The following is an 18,805-nucleotide window of genomic DNA, read 5'->3' as shown; positions in this document are numbered from 1 at the left end:
GATTGGCGCTTGGGATATGAGCGAGACATGTCCTGTTCAACCGAGAAGTACGGTCGCTGGATTCAGAGCCGCATTCGGGATTATCCGGAGCGGGGCACAGATATGGAGAGAGTATGAACAAGGAAAAAGTCACCCGATTCTACGCCGATCTTGACTCCAGTGCCGCCCTTGCTGCGCAATATTTTGCGCCGGATGCGTCGTTCCGTTTCTGCAATTTGTCGCCGATTGTCGGCCGCGAGAATATAGCCAGCTTCCTGCAAGGCTTTTTCGACACAATCTCCGGTACGGTACACTCCGTCGAAAATCATGATGTGACCGAAGGCGGAAGTACCCTGGTCGAACTGAGGGTGACGTTCGTCCGCAAGGACGACACGACTCTCGAGGGGCCTGGGGCCGTAATTTTCGAGGAAAACGAGGACGGGATCCGCGACTATCGCGTGTATGGCGACTATTCCACATTATAGACTGCGGGCGATGACTGACGACACCTGATCCCGGAAGGATCTTATCGCGGGCGAGCAGTCCGTTATATCTGGCCCGACCCGCGATATTGTGCCGAGCGGCCAGACTCTTGCTCGAGCGCGGCAACACAAGCGGGTTCGGCAATGGCGAGCATGGCCTCTCGCCGCCGACGCAACGAAAGGCCGCGCAGATCCGCCACGCCGTGCTCCGTCACGACGATGCCTGCGTCGGCTCGCGCGGTGCTGACCGGCCCCGACAGGTTGGCGACAATTCGGGATCGTCCTTTGGCGGTGGAGGGGAGGGCAATAATGGGCAGTCCACCGCGCGACTCATGTGCGCCGCGCAGAAACGCCCCGGCGCCGCCCACGGCCCCCACATAATGGCCGCCGGCCACCTCCGCGTTGACCTGTCCGGTCAGGTCGACTTCAATGGCGGAATTGATCGCGACGAACTTGTCGATTGAAGCAAGTATCGAGGCATCATGGGTATAGCGCGTCGGCCGTAGCGCGAGACCGGCATTGCCGTCTGCCCACTTCATCAATGTGGGACCACCGGCGAGCAATCCTGTTACGGTCAGATTGCGATCGATGGTCTTCAGCGCGTTGGTGATCACGCCCATCGCGGCAAGTTCGGCGATCTCATCGCCGATCAGGCCCGAGTGGACGCCGAGATTTCGATGCCCCTTGAGAGCGTTCAGAACAGCAGCGGGTATACCGCCCAGGCCGATCTGAAGCGTCGATCCATCCTCGATTAGGGCGGCGATACGGGCGGCGATTTTCCCGTCGGTATCACCCTGCGGCCCTGGCGGGAGCGATATCGGCACGCCCTGCGTGCGCACGATGATGTCGATACAATCGCGGGGAATTTCGCCATCGCTGCCCGCGCTGCGCGGAAAACCCTCACTGACTTCCGCTATGACCAGGCTGGCGCCGTCGATCAACTCGGCCAGATATTCCCGCGCCGCACCGAAACTGAAACTATCGGCGCTGCTGCCCAGGCCGAGACCCAGCAGGAGAACAGGGCGCTCCTCGGCCAGCGTGGAAGCAAGTTGCGTATAAGGAAGGGGCAGTATGTCGAGGGCCGCGCCAAGTCGGCGATTTGCCCCGGCGCCGCAATAGGATGTGTAAGCGACCTGATCGGTGAAATCGGGTGAGACACTGGACCCCCAACTCATACCCACGAAAGCGCGGAATTGCCCTATCGCTGCGCGTTGCGCCATCAGGGAAGCGGTGAGCGATGCGGGTTCGGCCGAGGCCTGCCCCCACACCACCATGGCGCCTCGAGGAACGAGCTCGGTCCAGCGGAGACTGCCAAGAGTCAGTTCCCGCCCGGCGCGTCCTCCGCGCATCAGGCGCGCTCGAAGATGGCCGCCATGCCCTGGCCGCCGCCGATGCACATGGTCTCAAGTCCGTAGCGGGCGCCTCGCCTACGCATTTCGTGGGTGAGAGTGGTCATCATCCGCACACCGGTGGCGCCGATCGGGTGACCGAGCGAGATGCCCGATCCATTCACGTTGAGCTTCGAACGGTCGTCCCAGTTCCACCCCTTGAGCACGGAAAGCACTTGCGCGGCGAAGGCTTCATTGATCTCAACCAGATCCATGTCGTCAAGGCTCAGGCCCGTTCTCGCTAACAGCTTTTGGGTGGCCGGGACCGGACCGATACCCATCCGTGCCGGATCGCAGCCGACCGCGGCCCAGCCGCGCAGAAAGGCGATGGGTTCGAGACCGAGCTCGGCGAGCTTGTCCTCGGCAACGATCAGGCAGGCGGCTGCGGCATCGTTCTGCTGCGCCGCATTGCCCGCCGTGACAGTTCCGTCCTTCTGGAGAACGCGGAGCTTGGCCAGCGTGTCTGTCGTCGTTTCCGCACGGATGCCCTCATCACGCGCAAACAGGACCGGATCGCCTTTACGCTGGGGGACCGGCACCGGCACCACCTCGTCGGCAAAACGCCCCTCGTTCCATGCGGCGGCTGCGCGGCGGTGGCTTTCGGCCGCGAACGCATCGGCGTCCTCACGGCTGATCCCATATTCGCGCGCCAGCGTCTCCGCTGTTTCGATCATCCCGGAAATATAACCGAAGCGCTCGACGGGCTGCGAACGCTCGCGTCCCCGGTCGAGCCGGTCATAGAATTGCGTGGTACCGGACCTTTTGCCCCAGCGCATGTCGGTCGTGTAATATTCGATGCGGCTCATGCTCTCGACGCCGCCTGCAAGAACCATGTTACAGGCGCCGCTTTCGATCATCATCGCGGCCGTTACGATGGCCTGCAGCCCGCCCCCGCAGCGGCGATCGATCTGGATGCCCGGAACCTCCTGCGGCAGACCGGCCTGTAACGCGATCCAGCGACCGACGCAGGGCGTTTCGCTGTTGGCGTAGGACTGGGCGAACACCACGTCCTCAATCCGCGCCGGATCAACACCCGATTGTTCGAGGACGGCGTTGACGACGACGCTCCCGAGCATTTCGACCGGGACGTCCTTCAGCGCGCCGCCAAAGGCCCCGACAGGCGTACGCAGTGGGCTGACAATGGCGGCGCGGCGCATCAGTGGTTCACCGGCAGGCAGAGGATATTCGCGGATTGGTCGTCATGGTAGATGGGCATGTTTATGTGTCCCTTGAAGCACGAGAGATCAGGCTGGATCCCAGGTGAAAACATCCTGGCTCCGGTCGAGCGGCAGCATCGATGGCAGGAGCGTGGGCAGGGCGTGCTGCTGCACGAGCTCCGGCGTCCAGCCATCGTCGCGTTGTACCGAACGGATCGGGCGGCTCTGGCTCATTAGAAAAATTTCATTGCGACGCACAGCGAAAACTTGGCCGTTGATTGCGCTTGCCGCGTCGGACGCAAGCGCGACGACGAGAGGGGCGTTCTTTTCAGGCGTCATTTGCTTGAGTGTTTCGACCCGCTTGATCTGATCGGGCGTTTCCGCCTTGATGTTTGCGGTCATACGGCCCCACGCAAAGGGTGCGACGCAGTTGGAACGGACATTGTAACGCTGCATGTCGAGTGCGATGGTCTTGGACAGGCCCAGAATGCCCATCTTCGCCGCGGAATAATTCGCCTGCGCGTTGTTACCGATCAGGCCGGACGTGCTGGTCATGTGGACAAAGGCGCCGCTTTCCTGCTGGCGGAAGATTTCGGCCGCTGCGCGGCTGACGTAAAAGCTGCCATTAAGGTGCACGTCGATGACCGACGCCCAATCCTGCGGCGTCATCTTGTGGAAAAAGGCGTCGCGCAAGATGCCGGCATTGTTGACCACCACATCAAGGCGCCCGAAAGCGTCGACCGCGGATTGTACGATCCGCTGCGCCGAGTCCCAGTCCGCAACGCTGTCGATATTGATGACTGCGCGGCCACCGGACGCCTCGATCGTCGCCTTGGTTTCTTCGGCGGGTGTGGCAGAGCCGCCTTCGCCGGTCAGCGATACGCCGACATCGTTGATGACGACCGCCGCGCCTGCCTGAGCCATAGCGATGGCGATCGCGCGCCCAATCCCGCCGCCTGCGCCGGTCACGATTGCGACCTTGCCATCCAATGTCATGCCGAAAGCTCCTCGATTCAAAATGATGTTGTCACGGCAGTTCGAGCACGGCCTTGGCGATGATGTTGCGCTGGACCTCCGAGGCGCCGCCGTAGATCGTCGCCGCGCGTGCGGTCAGAAAAAGACCCATGGGATTAAGGTCGCGGTTGCCTTCGATGGGCTCGAGCAGGCCGCCATCCTCGCCGGCGATCTCCAACATCAACTCCGTGATGCGCTGGAACAGCGATGTCTGGTTGAGCTTGAGGAAAGAAACGTCTGCGCCCAGTGTCTCGCCGCGCCGCAGTCGGTCGGCGCTTTCCTCGAAAAGCGCTTCGTGATCCGCAAGATCCAGCCGAAGCTGAGTATATCGGTCGAAGAAGCAAGGATCGTCGAGCATTCCGACATGCCCCGCCAGCAAGCGCAATCGCGAGAGCGCGTGCGCGGCCTGACGGGGCGAACCCAGGAAAATACGCTCAAAGCCGAGCAGGGCCTTGGCCATTGTCCAGCCCTTGTTGACTTCTCCGACCAGATTGTCCTTTGGCACTCGTACATCGTCGAAGAAGACTTCGGAAAACTCGTCCTGCAGATCGAGATTGTCAATCGGGCGGACAGTGACACCCGGCGCATCCATGGGCACCAGAAGGAAGCTGATCCCTTCTTGCTTTTTGCCGCTCTTGTCGGTGCGAACGAGCATGAAGATCCAGTCGGCGTCACCGGCAAGCGTCGTCCATATCTTCTGTCCGTTGACCACCCATTCGTCACCGTCCAGTACCGCTTCGGTTCGCAAGGACGCCAGGTCCGAACCCGCGTTCGGCTCGCTGTAGCCCTGGCACCAGATATGCTCGCCTGACAGGATGCGGGGGAGGAAATGCGCGCGCTGCGCCTCGGAACCATAGCGGATAAGCAGCGGCCCGAGCAGCATGATCCCATGGTCGGGCGTTCGTGCGGCGCCAAAGCGTTCAAACTCATCCATATAGATGAGCTGCTTGGCGGCGGACAGGCCCATTCCTCCATGTTCACGCGGCCACGCGGGAGCGAGCCAGCCCGCCTCCGCCAGAGTCATGTACCATGGCTCGGCTTCGTCCCAGTGCAGACGTTTTGGCGGATTGATGATGTCAACCGGATGATGTTCACGCAGAAAATAGCGGACGAGAAGCCGGAATTCCGGATCGCCCAGCGCGTTGAAATCATCAAGCTGATAGCGTTCGATGCTCATGCCGCCGCCTCCGCATGATCCGGCATATATTGGGCAAAGCGCTTCCGGTGTAGGGCAGCATCGCCATAGGCCGGGGCCATCACCATTGCCTTGCGGAGATAAAGTCCGATGTCATGTTCGTCGGTGTAGCCGATACCGCCGTGCATCTGGATGGCCTGTCGCGTAACCAGCATGGCGGTAGTCGAAGCGCGAGCCTTTGCGCGGGAAACGGCAGCGTAGGCTTTTGATGAACCGGGGCTGCCGTCCCAGATGCGCGCCGCGTCGGCAACGCTCGCCCGGGTGAGAGCCGCCTCGAGACTGAGGTCGACCATCCGATGCTGCAACGACTGGAAACTTCCGATCGGCTTACCGAACTGGACCCGCGTGCGCAGATAATCGAGCGTCCGCTCAATCGCTTCGTCGATAACGCCCAGCAGATAGGCCGCGGTCGCCAATGTGGCCTGTGCGACGGGTCCGGCGAGCGCGGTATCCGAAACGATGGAGACCGGGGTGCCGGAAAAGGTGAGGGTGCCATAATGGCCGCCATCCTGCGTTTGCGCGACATCGAGCGCCAGGGTTGGGCTGTGCGCGTCGACTAAGCCCCACCCATTGGCGGTTGCGACGACAAACGCATCTGCTCCAGCCGCCATCGGCACATAGCGCATGACGCCGTTGACCGTGCCGTTCTCGACCGGGATGGGGTCGCTGGTCGACATGCCGGACCGCGTCGTTTGCCACGCCGGAAGGATCATCTTTTCACCGGATAGGACGTCGGGTAGCTGATCGTCGCCCAACGTCTGGATCGCCAGCGTCGCGCCGATCACCGGTTCCGGGACAAGTGCCCGGCCTAGCTCTTCCATCAATGCGCAACTGGCGGTCATGCCGAGCCCGACACCGCCCTTTTCCTCAGGCAGGCTCAGGGCGAGCCAGCCCATTTCGCACATATTCCGCCATGTCGTCCGGTCGAACCCTGGCACGGAGTAACGCAGTTTGCGGATGCGGCCGAGATCATGACGGACCGCAATCCCCGCAGCGCTTTCCCGGATCATGCTGATTGCTTCGGAAATGTCGTGCGCGCTCATGTGTCGGCGTTCCAGACCGCTGCGCCACGCGTGGCGGGGAATATCACTGGCTTCAAACCACCCTCATTTCTCTGATTAACATTTGGACGCACAACCCAGCGGCACTGGAACGCATTTGCGTCTGGGGCACTGATGGCGGTTTCGGGCGGGATGAGCTATCGGGCAAAGGCTTCACGAATATATAGGTAAAGCCTATGTCTGGTGGAGAAGGATGGAAGATCCGCGCAGCTTCGCGGCAAGCGATCAGGCTGAAACAAACTCAGCACGCCCGTCGTCGACCACAAGGGTGTCGCGCTCTTGCACACGTGCGCGAAACCGGCCGTTGTTCCAGAATTCGGTGACGAGGGTCTCTCCGGGAAGCACATATCCTGCAAAGCGCAATGACAGCGCAGAGAAGCGCGCCCCTTCATAATTCGCTCCCGCTTTCAACACAGCGTGACAGACCACTCCCGCAGTACACAGCCCATGAAGAATAGGGCGCTCGAACCCTGCTTTTGCGGCGATTTCCGGGTCGCTGTGCAGCGGGTTGTCGTCGCCGTTCATCCGATAATAGAGCGCCTGTTCCGGGCGTGTCGGCAGCGAAATGCTGCGGTCCGGCGGACCTTCAGGAAGAGCCTCGGGCGCCGGGGACGGAGGATTCTCGCCTCCGAAGCCGCCCCCCCCACGCAGGAAGGTTGTCCGATCGAGCTGGGCAAGGGGATTGCCACGTTCATCCTCGATCACCGTTTGCGTGTCGAGCAAAGCCGCCTTGCCCGCGCCCTTGTCCACCAACCGGGTCACGCGCGAACGGCTGACGACCGTTTGGCCGATTGGGAGCGGGGCAATAATGCGCAGGGCCTGGTTCGCGTGCAGAACGCCGCGCGGGTCAACGCCGCTGTCCGGATGGCCGAGCCAAAAACCGGGATGGGCAACGACCAGCGCATAGCTGGGGAAAATCTGGAAGCCCGGCACATCGGGGCACACATATTGAAGCTGCCGCTTGTCGAGCGGATCATATCCTACGCCAATCGACAAGGCATAGAACGCTGCGTCACGAGCGCTCAGCCTCTGCCTTATTTCGGGGATCTGGAAGGACAGTAATTTGTCAGGGTCGATCGGCATGTTTTGCCTCTATCTGGGGAGTGGATCGCAATGATTTGGGGTACGGCGGCTATGCTGGACCAGGATGCGCAAATTCTCTGCGCAACATCCCATCGTGCGCGCCAAGGTCGGGAACGGTTCCTGGATCCGGCCTCCGTCCGTCTACAATGGACGGCGGAGCCACCAATTCGACGAACTGGCCAGCCACCGCGACCATCATTTTCGCCAATGCCGGGTGGGAAACCATGTCGTCCATTTGCGAGATTTGCGCATAGGCGATCCGTCCTTCCTCCAGCCGTGTAATCGCCTCGGTGTAAGGAATATATTGAAATATATAGATTATTTCGCTCTCCATCGCGGGCCTGTTCTCTATCCGCAGCCTGTTGGACCCAAATCGTGCGTCCGCTGCCATGTCCGGTCGGCGCAAAACCGTATTGCAGAACTTTATCCATTCCTGTTCGCTCTGAACCGCGATCAGTAGCGGTCGGTCGCGCGTCTCGTAAACACCGTAGGGTGCGATCAGTGGGTGCAAGAGGCCGCTCGGCTTTGGGGCCGCGTTCCCGTGACGGTGTGTGATATAGGGTATGTTCATTATCTCGGTCGCAACGTCAAAAAGCGAGACGGCAATCGAACGGCCCTGACCGGTGGTGCCGCGTGCAATCAGCGCTTCCAGTAACTGTGCATGAGCAGCCATTCCGGTCGCGATGTCGCAGATTGACACGCCGACACGGCTGGGTCCGCTGTCCGCTGTTCCGGTGATGGAGGCGAGGCCGCTTTCCCCCTGGATCATCAGGTCATAGGCTTTACGATCCGCAAAGGGCGTGTTGGCCGCATAGCCGCTGATGTCGCACGTGATGAGGCGGGGATAGGCGGCGCGCAACGCCTTGCTTCCGAGCCCCAGCCTGCCGGTTGCACCTGGTGCAAGATTCTGGATGAAAACGTCTGCCTTGGCGATCATCGCGCGAACCAGTTCGATATCCTCGTCGTTACGCAGGTCGACGCGGCATGACTGCTTGTTGCGATTGAGCCAGACGAAATAGCTGCTGCTGCCCTTGGCATGTGCGTCAAAGTGACGGGCGGAGTCGCCATCGGGGCGCTCCAGTTTGATCACGCGAGCCCCTGCGTCCGCGAGGCGGCTGGTGGCGAGCGGCGCGGCAACGGCTTGCTCCAGTGCCACAACGGTGATGCCTTGCAGGGCGCCTACAGCCACTTCTTGGTTCTCCGACCTTAATATGTTGCCGTCATGCAGGCTTGGCCTGATTTCGGCTACGGGAGCCAACACGCACGTCCGATAAGAGCACGCGCTTCGTGTAGGGACGCCGCAACCCAAGGACGAAAATCGCCGTTAAACAGGCTTTGCATTTCCGTCAGACGTAGCCCGACATAGAGTGACCATGGCGGCCTCACTGCAGGCTATCCCGGCACTCTAAAGGGTCAGCGGGACGGAGCGAGGGGGCAATCCATAGGGTATGCCTATGGCGTGGAAAGGATTTGCTCCCCTGCGCATTGCATCCCGCTCCCCGGTTGACGCAAATGCGATAGGCATGACAACCGGGACCCTGTTCAGGGATGGCCCGCGGACGATTGCTACGGTAAATCTTCGAGAGAGGAAGTGTGTAGTGAGGTCCAGCGCGCGCATCGCGGCCATGCCGCGTCTTCTGACCCAGGTTGCCCCTGTCGCATTTTATCGGCTGACACGGTGAACAATGTGCTGCTTTTTGATCGGCGTGGCACGGGAGATCGGCAAGCCCGGCAACGAGACTGCGTATTGCCATCGGCTGACGTCATTATTGGATATTTTTCGGAGATTTTATGACTTACGCATCCAAACTTCTCATTAATGGCGAACTGGTGGATGGTGATCGCAGCCTAGACGTCGTCGATCCGGCGACCAATGGGGTGCTCGCGACGGTCGCTTGCGCGTCTGAGGGCCAGGCAGAGGCGGCAATTCAGGCCGCGAAGGCCGCGCAACCGGCTTGGGAAGCGCTTGGCTGGGGAAAGCGCAAGGAACTGCTGCTGGCTTTTGCGGACGCCTATGCGGCGCGTCTGCCGGAATTCGCCGAAGCAATGACCCGCGAGCAGGGCAAGCCGCTGCATGAAGCGCAGGGGGAAGCCTCCTATACCGAGTTCTTCATTCGCCATTTTGCCGGGATGACCCTTCCGGTCGAAACCATTCAGGATGACGAGAAAGGCAGCATCAGGGTGCACCGTAAAGCCCTGGGTGTTGTCGTGGGGATCAGCCCGTGGAATTTTCCGCTGTTGGTCCCGGCTGCAAAGATGGCGCCCGCCATTCTGGCGGGGAACACCATCGTCCTCAAGCCCGCGCCCACGACGCCCATCTGCACCCTGATGCTGGGCGAAATTGCCAAGGACATTTTTCCGGCCGGCGTCGTCAATGTCATTACCGACCAAAACGATCTGGGGTCATTTTTCACCAGCCATCCCGACATCGCCAAGGTGACGTTTACCGGCTCGACAGCAACGGGGCGCAAGATCATGTCAAGCAGTGCCGCGACACTTAAGAGGCTGACGCTGGAACTGGGTGGGAACGATGCGGCGATCATCCTCAAGGATGTCGATGTCGCCGAGACGGCCGAGAAAGTCTACAACGCGGCTTTTTACAATGCTGGTCAGGCCTGCCTCGCCATCAAACGCGTTTATGTCGAAGAGCAAATCTATGACGATCTGTGCGATGCGGTCGCTGCGCGCGCCAGACAGGCGGTTATTGGTAACGGCATGGACGAGGGCACGCAGGTAGGCCCGATTCAGAACAAGATGCAGTTCGAAAAGGCCCAGCATTTTCTGGAAGTTGCCCAACGCGATGGCAAGGTGATTGCGGGTGGCACGATCGGCAATGGTCCGGGGAATTTCGTCCATCCCACCGTTGTGCGAGACATCGAAGACGGCAGCGAACTGGTGGATCAGGAACAGTTTTCGCCAATATTACCGATCGTGCGGATCAAGGACGGCGAGGAGGCTCTTACGCGGGCTAACCGTTCTCCTTACGGACTGGGCGGTTCGGTATGGTCGAAGGATCTGGACCGCGCGCGTGATCTGGCATCCCGCATGCAGTCTGGGACTGTCTGGATCAACCAGCACCTCAACTTTGGCCCGCATATTCCGTTTGCGGGTGCCAAGCAGTCTGGCATTGGTGTTGAATGGACGGAGCACGGTCTTGCGGAATTCACCCAGCTGAGCGTTGTGAACGAAGTCTACTGACGCGTCCCCAAGTGCAAATATGCCCGTCTCTGCCTTTCAGGAGGCAGAGACTCGTCTGACAACATGGCAGGATGCGAGGCATTGCAGCTGCATGGGAAAGCACCGTGCGGGCCTTGGAATTGCGCGCCGTGTCCGTCGGGGTGGCAGCGTCGGTCATGCTATCCGAAGCGCCCACAAACGCTTGTGAAAACCAGCCATATTTCTGTGGCATAGGTCCTAGCGCCACTAGGTCTTAGACGCGTTTGCCAAAGCCGCTCTAGACAGTTCTCAACGGGAAGAGACCAATATTCGGTGGGAGTCGGCGTGAAAGCCAACTCCATCGAGCGAACATCTCTGACCGCGTGAGATCTGTTGCTCGAGAGGTTATCAAGATGTTGAGAATGCAAGGTGTCATCGATATTCACACGCACCCGTTTACCGAAGAAACGGTGAAGGGGCAGGGGCTTTCGTACACCGAGGCGCACGCCTTTTTTGGCCAAAGTCCGAAGTCTCCTTCGCACCACTGGTATAAAGATCGGACGACGACTCCCATCGAGAAAAGCGTCGCCGAGTTGAAGGCCGACGACGTCGATTTGGCCGTCGTCGTGAACATGAACGCCTGCGTTACGTGGAACTCATGCCTTCCTAACGAATATATCGGCAAATATGCTGCGCAAAATCCCGATCTTTACCTCGGCTTTGCAGGCATTGATCCCAACTCGGACCGAAAAGGGGCGCTTGCCGAGGTTGACCGGTGTGTAAAGGATTATGGAATTGTCGGGCTGAAGTTTCATCCCGCCTATCAGAACTTCTTTCCCAACGATCGCGAACGCGCCTATCCGCTTTACGAGAAGTGCGTAGAATACGGCATCCCGGTGCTCTTCCACACGGGCGCCACCCGCATGACCCGCTGCACGATCAAGACCTGTCGTCCCGAATTTCTGGACGACGTGGCGACCGACTTTCCCGATCTTCGTATCATCATGAGCCACTATGGATGGCCATGGACCCAGGAAGCCCTGGCGGTGATCTGGCGCCATCAGCATGTTTACATGGACCTTTCCGGCTGGATGCCGACGTATATCTTCGCGCACGAACCGGGCGTCTTTCAATATATGAATTCCGTGTTTCCCGAGAAGTTCGTGTTTGGATCCGATTATCCAGCGATCAGTCCGAAGGTCTGGATCGAAGACTTTTCCAAGTTCTGGGAAAACGGTCTGGAATGGGGCGGAAAGGTCCGGAAGTTCAAAGAAGAAAATCTTGAAAAGTTCTTCCGCACCAACGCCATCGAGGCGCTGAACCTGAAGAAGTTGCGGCCAGAGCTCGCATCAAGAACCGAGTTCAAGATTCTCGAGTACTGACATGGTCGACAAGCCCGTTCTTTCGATGCGCGAACTTGTGGAACGTTTCGTTCCGGACGGGCAGGAACTGATGATCGGTGGGTTCGCATTTAGCGATCCCACCGCTCTGGCCCACGAATTGATACGGCAAAACCGTCGCGAGCTGTATGTCATGAAGACGTCCGGCGGAGTTCTCGTCGACATGCTCGTCGGTGCTGGCCTTATCCGACGTTTGCTCTCCTGCCACGTCTGGAATTCGGTGGGCCCTGTTCCCGCCCATTGTTTCCGCCGAAGCCTGGAAGGAAAGGGCGGGGCGCCGTTCGAGATCGAGGAGTTGAGCTACGGTGCCTTCACCATGGGCCTGTTGGCGGGTGCGTGTGACCTGCCCTTTGCGCCTACCACGCCACTGCTCGGCACTGGGCATTTCGAAACGCGAACATTTCTGCCGGACAAGCTTGGTCAGGTGATGAACCCGTTCGGGTCCGAGCCTGTGTCGGTTGTGGCGCCCATCAAGCCTGAGCTTGGCGTCTTTCATGTCCATCGTGTCGACGCCCTGGGCAATGCGCAGATGTTCGGCCCCACCGGAGAAATGCGATACGCGATGGCAGCCTGCAAGCGTTTGATCGTCATCGCAGAGGAGCTGGTGGACACAGAAGTGATCCGTGCCCGGCCCGAAGCTACCGTAGTCCCGAGTTTTATGGTCGAGGCGATCGTCGTTGAGCCTTGGGCTGCGCATCCGACCGATTCCTATGGCTACTACCTGCGCGATCTCCCCCATAACGAGCTTTATGGTAGCCTCAGCCGCACGCCGGAAGGCTTCGCGCAATATGTGGACGAATGGATCACCCAGACGGGCAACCACAGCGGATTTCTTGCAAAGCTCGGAGAAGCGGAACTCGACAGACTTCGGCTCAGGAGAGAGCAATGGTGACCTCTGGTGCATCACCCTTTGAACGCATGCTCCTGACAGGAGCGGCCTGCATGGATCCTGATGTTGTGACTTTCGTGGGATTCCACTGGCCGATGGTGATGGCGCGTGTGGCGCGCCGCCTGCATGCGCCCGCCATGACGATCGTCTATGAAAACGGCATTGTTGAGGATCGTATTACGCCCGTCTTTCCAACCTCGCCCTGTGATCTGGTGGCGGCGGACGGCGCCACGATGTGCGCGGGCAGCGTCGATGCGCTTTACATGTGGCTGGGCGCGGGCCGGGTCGGCATGACAATGCTGGAGGCCGCGATCGTCGATCGTCATGGCAATATCAACACGACGGCGGTTGGACCTTATAAAAAGCCACTCGTGCGTCTGCCTGGTTCCGGCGGCGGGACCGAGCTCGGCAGTATGGGTAGAGGGCTGCTCCTCGTAAGTGCGAGTACCAATTCGCGCAGCTATCCCGATTGCGTCGATTATATCACCAGTCCCGGCTATCTCGGGGGCCGTTCGCAGCGCTCTTCGCTCGGATACAAGCCGGGCACCGGGCCGCAGCGCCTTGTCAACCCGCTTGGGCTGTTTGGCTTCAACGAAGCCGGAGAACTGTTTCCGACAGCCGTTCACCCAGGCGTAACCGTCGACGATGTGCGCGCCTGTTTCGGTTGGCCCATTGCCGTCCCTGACACATTGAACGTTTTGCCCGAGCCGAACGCGGACGAGCTTGCGATCGTGCGCGAAGAGCTGGAGCACGCCCGGGAGCGCGCTTACCTCCTACCACAGGACTGACAATGACCCGTGCTCTCGATGGTATCCGCGTTCTCGATCTATCACGGGTTCTTGCCGGCCCGTTCTGCAGTATGGTCCTTTCGGACCTGGGGGCTGAGGTCATCAAGGTCGAGCGCGATGGTCTGGGCGACGATCTTCGGGGTTGGGGGCCGCCGTTCATGCCGGATGGCGAGAGCACCTATTTTTTATCGGTCAACCGGAACAAGCGCAGCATCGTCCTGGATCTGAAGAGCGAGGCGGGACGTGCGCTGGTCTTGGATCTGGTCCGGAAGAGCGATGTCGTACTGGAGAATTTTCGACCGGGCGTGATGGAGTCGCTTGGCCTAGGTTATGATGAACTGCGCGCGGCAAATCCCCAGATCATATTCTGCTCCATCTCGGGCTTTGGAACGAAAGGGCCGATGGCCGGTCGACCCGGCTACGATGTGATCACTCAAGGCATGGGTGGACTCATGAGCGTGACGGGCGAGGCCGATGGAACACCCATGCGGGTTGGTGTCGCGATCGTTGATCTGGTGACCGGGCTGTACTCGGTGATTGGGATCCTCGGTGCCTTGCAGTCGAGAACGACGCACGGGCACGGCCAGAGGGTCGATCTTTCGCTGCTCGAAAGTTGCCTGTCCATCATGCCCAACATGACGGCGGGATACCTTATGGGCGGCGCCCTGCCCCCCCGAATGGGCAATGGCCATCCGAATACGGTCCCTTACAAGACCTTTCCCACCAAGGACAGCTTTCTGACGTTGGCGATCGGCAATGATGAGCAGTGGCGGCGGCTCTGCAAGGTCACAGGCCATGCCGAGATGGCCGATGACGCCCGGTTCGCGATCAACCAGGACCGCGTTGCCCTGCGTGAGGAGGTCGAGACCCTTGTGGTGGAATGGCTGAGTGAGCGCACCACCGACGAATGGGTCGAGGTGATGGAAACCGCAGGGGTGCCGTGCGGCCCGGTTTACACGGTCGACCGCATTCTCGGGGATGCGCAGGTTGACGCGCTCGGTTTGGTGAAGACCATGGTCCACCCGACATCCGGGGAAATCCGAGTGGTTGGCGCCCCGTTTCACCTGTCTTTGGATGATACCGAACCCTATCGGCCCCCGCCAACGCTTGGCGCCCACACGGCAGAGATACTGAGCGAAGTACTGGGTCTAGACGATGACGCCATCAGGAAGCTTGCCGACCAACAGGTGTTCGGCAGCCATGGCATCCCGAAATTCGAAAACGCTGATGTGCAAGGAGATGAGGCATGAGGCACCCCGTGACGATCCTGAGCGGCTTTCTGGGTAGCGGCAAGACGACGCTGCTGAACCATGTGCTAAAATCGGCAAACGGTTTGCGGATTGCCGTTATGATCAACGATTTTGGCGATGTGAACATCGACAAGGATTTGATCGTCCAGGAAGCGGAAGACGTGGTCGAACTGTCCGGGGGATGCGTTTGCTGCACGATCAGCGAGAGCCTGCTCGTATCGGCCCGCAAACTGGTGGAGAGCGGGCGCGAGTTTGACTATCTTGTGGTGGAGACCTCAGGACTGGCTGAGCCGACCGGCGTAGCCCAGACGTTTCTCACGCCCGAGCTGGAACGCCACTTCAGACTTGATGCGATCGTTACCGTCGCGGACGGCGCGAATGTCGAGACGTGGATATCCCAGAACGAGACGGCGGTAGAACAGATCCGCGCAGCCAACCTTCTCGTTGTCAACAAGCTCGATCTGTTGAATGAAGAAGACATTTATCGCGTCAAAGCTACCTTGCACGAGATCAACAGCCACGCCCACGCGCTGCCGTCGATCAACGGCATCGTGCCGCTTAACCTTCTGCTCGATATCGAAGCCTATGACGGTGAGTTGGTACGCCCGATGCACGAGCATGATCACGGGCACCGTCATGAACATGGTCACGCCGACAACATAGTGTCGGTGTCGTTATCGGACTCGATCGAACTCGATTTTGACAGGTTCCACGATTTCCTCAAATCTCTGCCGGATGCAATTTACCGGGCGAAGGGTACTGTCGCGATCGCTGGCATGCCGCGACGTGTTACCTTCCATCGCGTCGGTCAGCGTAACGTGCTCGACCAGGGCGACCTCTGGGGCTCCGAGCCCCGCGTGACGAAGGCCCTTTTTCTTGGTGAAGATTATGACGGAGAGGAGATCCTCCGGCAGTTGCGCGATTGTGTGCTGCCGGAATGCTCGGCGGCTTCGCGTGCTCAAGCCGCATAGATGCATGTCCATCGTCGATCCAGGCGGTGAAAACGGACATCATCCTATGCGCCCCGTCTTAGGATGATGGAGCGCGTCGATAACCCAGCAGCGCAACCGGACGGTCCAGGTGCGTCGTCGAATGTTTCCGTGGAAGAGATTGTCTTTCTCTTGACGAGCAGCCGCCATGGCGGCAGCGAAGTTCCCGCTGTGCTAGCTCTGCTGAATTCGGCGCGGTTGGCACGACTGCGACGGATCAACGATGCAGATCAGCCGGAACCGGACGCGTGAGATGGGCGACCTTTCCGTCTCGATGAAGCCAAGGTGTCCTACGGCACCGGTTACCTCGAATCCCTGCCCGCGCATGTGCGCATCGGTGCCCACTCGTGCAGGAAACGACAAGCGCGCTAGCGGACGAGCACGCCGTCGTCGATAATCGCCTGCGTGCCGCCGACGTGCGGGGTAGGGAGCCAGGAACCGTCTGAGGGGGCATTTGCGCGCCGAAACAGATCGTCCCGCGCTTGGGAGACACGGGAGCGTAAGGTGGGAAGATCAACCCCGATCAGGCGACCATCGCGTTTTACGACGTTTCCAGCGACCATCACCATGTCGACGAGCGAAGGGTTTCCAGCCTCGATCAGCGCGCCGATGGGGTAGTTAAGCGGCATCATGCCCACTGTATCCGTGCGGAGAATGATCAGGTCAGCGGATTTTCCCACGGTGACGGACCCCACTCGATCTCCAAGACCACAGGCGCGTGCACCCGCCAAAGTTGCAAAGCCTGCCACGGCACGACTGGTGACCGCCGGCTTGTCAAGCACCCGATCCTCGGCAAGCGCAACCGCGTTCATTTGCGCGCGCGCCGCGCCCATCATTGCGCGCATGGCACTGAACATGTCGCCGCCGATGCTGGTTGTCACGTCGATGGAAATCGTCGGCTCCAGCCCGACCGCCAAAGCGCGCAGGGTCGCGGGCCAGCCTTGCCCCATGTTCAGCTCGACTTCCGGCGCACAGGAAACATGCCCTCCGGTATCGGCGATCATGCTCATCTCGTCATCGGCAAGCGTGCAGCAATGAACATAGATAGTATCGGCGTAAAGCAAGCCCCGACTGCGCAGCCGGTCGACCGGACGCGTCTTGCCCCAGTGCCCACTGCCCGCGTGAACGGTAATGGGCAGACCGAGTTCGTGCGCCGTGCGGAAGTCGGTTTCCGATACATCGAGTGTAGAATATTGCGGGCCGCGAGCGGCGAACCCCATCGTCAGTAATCCGTCGGATGACGAGAAATACCGTGTTTTGATGCGCCGGACATCCTCGAAATTAGTCGGTTCTGCGCTAACGGGAATCCATTCGCGATTGGCATTGCCATAACCGAACACCGCACGGATGCCTGAATCGATCAGCCCTCGGACGGCGGCATCGGAATGGTCCGGCGTATTGTTGTTGTGGGACCAGTCGTAAAGGGTGGTGATGCCGCTATCCAGACATTCCAATGCGCCAAGATAGTTGGCCAGGTACATGTCGTCGGCGGAGTAGAAATACCCCATCTTGCCCCGTACGCCTGCCAGATACTGACCGAGGCTCCAGTCGACCGCAGCGTTTCGGAGGAGACATTGCCAGGTGTGGCGATGGGTGTCGACGAAGCCGGGCAGGAGAATCCCGCCGCGGGCATCGATCGTTTCGGCATCATCGGCTTCCATTTCGGGGCCTATTGCCGCAATCACGCCGTCCTCGATCAGGACGTTGCAATTGGCGATATCGCCGATTGCCGGATCCATGCTGAGCAGATGAGCATTCCTTATCGCTGTTCTCATCGATGTCCTCATGTGCGCCCTTCAAGGTGCAATATTTAACTGGTTCCAAACCAAGAGGGCGCGTTTTTGTCTTCTGCGCCTTTCTGCGTCGGCGGCACCGTCTTAACCGAAATGGTTCGAATCTGGGACGCCTTTTCGAGGGATACCAACTGTTTCACAAGGCGTCGCGCCTCCGCTTGCGGCAAGGCGCGGCCAATCAGCCGCTCTGCTCTCGCTGCCAGCTCCTCTGTATTGGTATCGTCAACCGGTGGAGGAGGTTGATCGCCAGCGGTGGCGACGTCCGGCTCTACCAGCATCTGCCACGTATCGACACGTTCCAACGGCCGTGGATCGACCTCCATCGCTGCGGACTGATTGGTGGATCTTATCTCCGTGCCTCCTCTGGCGATGAAGGCCAGGAGGATGCCGTTCCTCGCGCATTGGCCCGTCGCGATCGCCTTCAGCACAGGCTCTTGCTGCGCGGCGGGGTGGTTGCTGAGCGCCGCAGCCATGAGCAACGCGCTGCGCATCTGTTCCTCGCTCAGGCCGAGGAGCACTCCTGCTGCGGTACATGCTCCGACCGTCGCAGCGTAGCCCCGCCCCTGAGACCGAGCAACCGCTTCGAGTGCGACAGCGATGGCCGAGAGAAGTTCCGCGCCGGTGGCGTTTCTGTCCTCTGCGACCGCAAGTGCGGCAGCGACGACCGCGAAATTCCGACAATCGCTGGAAAGCGAATCCTGACTTTGGCAGAGACTGGCTCCAGCGGCGTTCATGAATGCCGCTCCCAAAATGTCCATGGCATGTTCGACACCGAGGACGGTTACGCGGGGAGGGTCCGCCAGCGGTGATATGCCTGCGAGAATGCTGCGGAACGCCGTGTGCATGGTACCGGCAATCATGGCGGATGTAGCATCCAAAAACGCATGGCGCGCTGCATGGCGCACTGGGTCCGGCAGGCGCGTCCAGTCGGCCGAAAGCGCGAAGGCGGCGAGTTCGGCTGCTTCGTGAACGCCAAGGATATCCACGTCGTTCTCCCGAGTGAACAGGCCTACCATATAACTCTCCGCATTCTCGCAGATCGGTGCCTCACCGCTCATGGCGACACTCTCCTGCGTAAGCACAAAAACGGGGGTGAGAAATGCTTTTCCGCTCTAGCGTCCATCACATTTCTCTTTGACTGATCTACTATACTTCGCATGGCCGCCACCTTAATCTCGCAG

Annotated in this window: 16 protein-coding genes; 7 read left to right on the top strand and 9 right to left on the bottom strand. The window is 60.0% G+C overall.

Annotation, left to right across the window (positions count from 1 at the left end):
• Positions 1-113 precede the first annotated feature (113 nt).
• Positions 114-464 (top strand): nuclear transport factor 2 family protein, encoded by a 351-nt coding sequence (locus FHS92_RS03370; protein WP_184077519.1) that lies wholly within the window; start codon positions 114-116, stop codon positions 462-464.
• Between the two features lie 62 nt (positions 465-526).
• Here FHS92_RS03370 and FHS92_RS03365 read toward each other — a convergent pair whose 3' ends face one another.
• The 7 genes from FHS92_RS03365 to FHS92_RS03335 all read right to left on the bottom strand — a co-directional run bounded on the left by FHS92_RS03365 (position 527) and on the right by FHS92_RS03335 (position 8,548).
• Complete coding sequence (locus tag FHS92_RS03365) at positions 527-1,810, bottom strand: acetyl-CoA hydrolase/transferase family protein (protein WP_184077517.1); 1,284 nt, start codon at positions 1,808-1,810, stop codon at positions 527-529.
• Positions 1,810-3,006 carry an acetyl-CoA C-acetyltransferase gene (locus FHS92_RS03360; RefSeq protein WP_184077515.1) on the bottom strand — a complete coding sequence of 399 codons (1,197 nt, stop codon included), beginning with the start codon at positions 3,004-3,006 and terminating at the stop codon, positions 1,810-1,812. The genes FHS92_RS03365 and FHS92_RS03360 overlap by 1 nt, the downstream gene beginning before the upstream one ends.
• Before the next feature lie 87 nt (positions 3,007-3,093).
• The gene (locus tag FHS92_RS03355) at positions 3,094-4,002 is read right to left on the bottom strand and encodes an SDR family NAD(P)-dependent oxidoreductase (RefSeq protein WP_184077513.1); all 909 of its coding nucleotides are present in this window, start codon (positions 4,000-4,002) and stop codon (positions 3,094-3,096) included.
• A 31-nt stretch (positions 4,003-4,033) separates the two neighbouring features.
• Positions 4,034-5,197, bottom strand: coding sequence for an acyl-CoA dehydrogenase family protein (locus tag FHS92_RS03350; RefSeq protein ID WP_184077511.1), 1,164 nt, complete (start codon positions 5,195-5,197; stop codon positions 4,034-4,036).
• Positions 5,194-6,258, bottom strand: coding sequence for an acyl-CoA dehydrogenase family protein (locus FHS92_RS03345; RefSeq protein ID WP_184077509.1), 1,065 nt, complete (start codon positions 6,256-6,258; stop codon positions 5,194-5,196). The genes FHS92_RS03350 and FHS92_RS03345 overlap by 4 nt, the downstream gene beginning before the upstream one ends.
• A 243-nt stretch (positions 6,259-6,501) precedes the next feature.
• Entirely contained in the window at positions 6,502-7,359 is an 858-nt protein-coding gene (locus FHS92_RS03340; protein WP_184077507.1) for a MaoC/PaaZ C-terminal domain-containing protein, read from the bottom strand.
• A 49-nt stretch (positions 7,360-7,408) separates the two neighbouring features.
• Positions 7,409-8,548, bottom strand: a complete 1,140-nt coding sequence (locus FHS92_RS03335) for a CoA transferase (RefSeq protein WP_184077505.1) — start codon at positions 8,546-8,548, stop codon at positions 7,409-7,411.
• Positions 8,549-9,150: 602 nt separating this feature from the next.
• Between FHS92_RS03335 and FHS92_RS03330 the strand changes: the two genes are divergently transcribed.
• The 6 genes from FHS92_RS03330 (at position 9,151) to FHS92_RS03305 (ending at position 15,813) form a co-directional block, all read left to right on the top strand.
• Positions 9,151-10,557: an aldehyde dehydrogenase family protein gene (locus tag FHS92_RS03330; protein WP_184077503.1), complete on the top strand. Its 1,407-nt coding sequence runs from the start codon at positions 9,151-9,153 to the stop codon at positions 10,555-10,557.
• Positions 10,558-10,937: 380 nt separating this feature from the next.
• Entirely contained in the window at positions 10,938-11,897 is a 960-nt protein-coding gene (locus FHS92_RS03325; RefSeq protein WP_184077501.1) for an amidohydrolase family protein, read from the top strand.
• Between the two features lies 1 nt (position 11,898).
• On the top strand, positions 11,899-12,807 hold the full coding sequence (locus tag FHS92_RS03320) for a CoA transferase subunit A (RefSeq protein ID WP_184077499.1): 909 nt from the start codon (positions 11,899-11,901) through the stop codon (positions 12,805-12,807).
• Between the two features lie 50 nt (positions 12,808-12,857).
• The gene (locus tag FHS92_RS03315; RefSeq protein ID WP_184077497.1) at positions 12,858-13,592 is read left to right on the top strand and encodes a CoA-transferase; all 735 of its coding nucleotides are present in this window, start codon (positions 12,858-12,860) and stop codon (positions 13,590-13,592) included.
• A gap of 2 nt (positions 13,593-13,594) precedes the next feature.
• Positions 13,595-14,842, top strand: coding sequence for a CaiB/BaiF CoA transferase family protein (locus FHS92_RS03310; RefSeq protein ID WP_184077496.1), 1,248 nt, complete (start codon positions 13,595-13,597; stop codon positions 14,840-14,842).
• Between the two features lie 8 nt (positions 14,843-14,850).
• Positions 14,851-15,813: a GTP-binding protein gene (locus FHS92_RS03305; RefSeq protein WP_184077494.1), complete on the top strand. Its 963-nt coding sequence runs from the start codon at positions 14,851-14,853 to the stop codon at positions 15,811-15,813.
• A gap of 386 nt (positions 15,814-16,199) precedes the next feature.
• Here the strand turns inward: FHS92_RS03305 and FHS92_RS03295 are convergent, their stop codons facing one another.
• A complete protein-coding gene (locus FHS92_RS03295) occupies positions 16,200-17,606 on the bottom strand; it encodes an amidohydrolase family protein (RefSeq protein WP_221230869.1) in 1,407 nt (468 codons plus the stop codon).
• Between the two features lie 35 nt (positions 17,607-17,641).
• A complete protein-coding gene (locus FHS92_RS03290; protein WP_184077488.1) occupies positions 17,642-18,682 on the bottom strand; it encodes an MmgE/PrpD family protein in 1,041 nt (346 codons plus the stop codon).
• Between the last annotated feature and the right edge of the window lie 123 nt (positions 18,683-18,805).

The organism is Sphingobium subterraneum (assembly GCF_014199435.1).
GTDB classification, from domain to species: Bacteria; Pseudomonadota; Alphaproteobacteria; order Sphingomonadales; family Sphingomonadaceae; genus Sphingobium; species Sphingobium subterraneum.
This window is presented reverse-complemented; position numbering and strand designations above follow the sequence as displayed.

Coding starts and splice junctions, on each gene's coding strand:
- FHS92_RS03350 (WP_184077511.1), bottom strand. CDS start 5,197: ATGAGCATCGAACGCTATCAGCTTGATGATTTCAACGCGCTGGGCGAT.
- FHS92_RS03345 (WP_184077509.1), bottom strand. CDS start 6,258: ATGAGCGCGCACGACATTTCCGAAGCAATCAGCATGATCCGGGAAAGC.
- FHS92_RS03360 (WP_184077515.1), bottom strand. CDS start 3,006: ATGCGCCGCGCCGCCATTGTCAGCCCACTGCGTACGCCTGTCGGGGCC.
- FHS92_RS03325 (WP_184077501.1), top strand. CDS start 10,938: ATGCAAGGTGTCATCGATATTCACACGCACCCGTTTACCGAAGAAACG.
- FHS92_RS03320 (WP_184077499.1), top strand. CDS start 11,899: ATGGTCGACAAGCCCGTTCTTTCGATGCGCGAACTTGTGGAACGTTTC.
- FHS92_RS03330 (WP_184077503.1), top strand. CDS start 9,151: ATGACTTACGCATCCAAACTTCTCATTAATGGCGAACTGGTGGATGGT.
- FHS92_RS03290 (WP_184077488.1), bottom strand. CDS start 18,682: ATGAGCGGTGAGGCACCGATCTGCGAGAATGCGGAGAGTTATATGGTA.
- FHS92_RS03310 (WP_184077496.1), top strand. CDS start 13,595: ATGACCCGTGCTCTCGATGGTATCCGCGTTCTCGATCTATCACGGGTT.
- FHS92_RS03365 (WP_184077517.1), bottom strand. CDS start 1,810: ATGCGCGGAGGACGCGCCGGGCGGGAACTGACTCTTGGCAGTCTCCGC.
- FHS92_RS03355 (WP_184077513.1), bottom strand. CDS start 4,002: ATGACATTGGATGGCAAGGTCGCAATCGTGACCGGCGCAGGCGGCGGG.
- FHS92_RS03370 (WP_184077519.1), top strand. CDS start 114: ATGAACAAGGAAAAAGTCACCCGATTCTACGCCGATCTTGACTCCAGT.
- FHS92_RS03295 (WP_221230869.1), bottom strand. CDS start 17,606: ATGAGAACAGCGATAAGGAATGCTCATCTGCTCAGCATGGATCCGGCA.
- FHS92_RS03340 (WP_184077507.1), bottom strand. CDS start 7,359: ATGCCGATCGACCCTGACAAATTACTGTCCTTCCAGATCCCCGAAATA.
- FHS92_RS03315 (WP_184077497.1), top strand. CDS start 12,858: ATGGATCCTGATGTTGTGACTTTCGTGGGATTCCACTGGCCGATGGTG.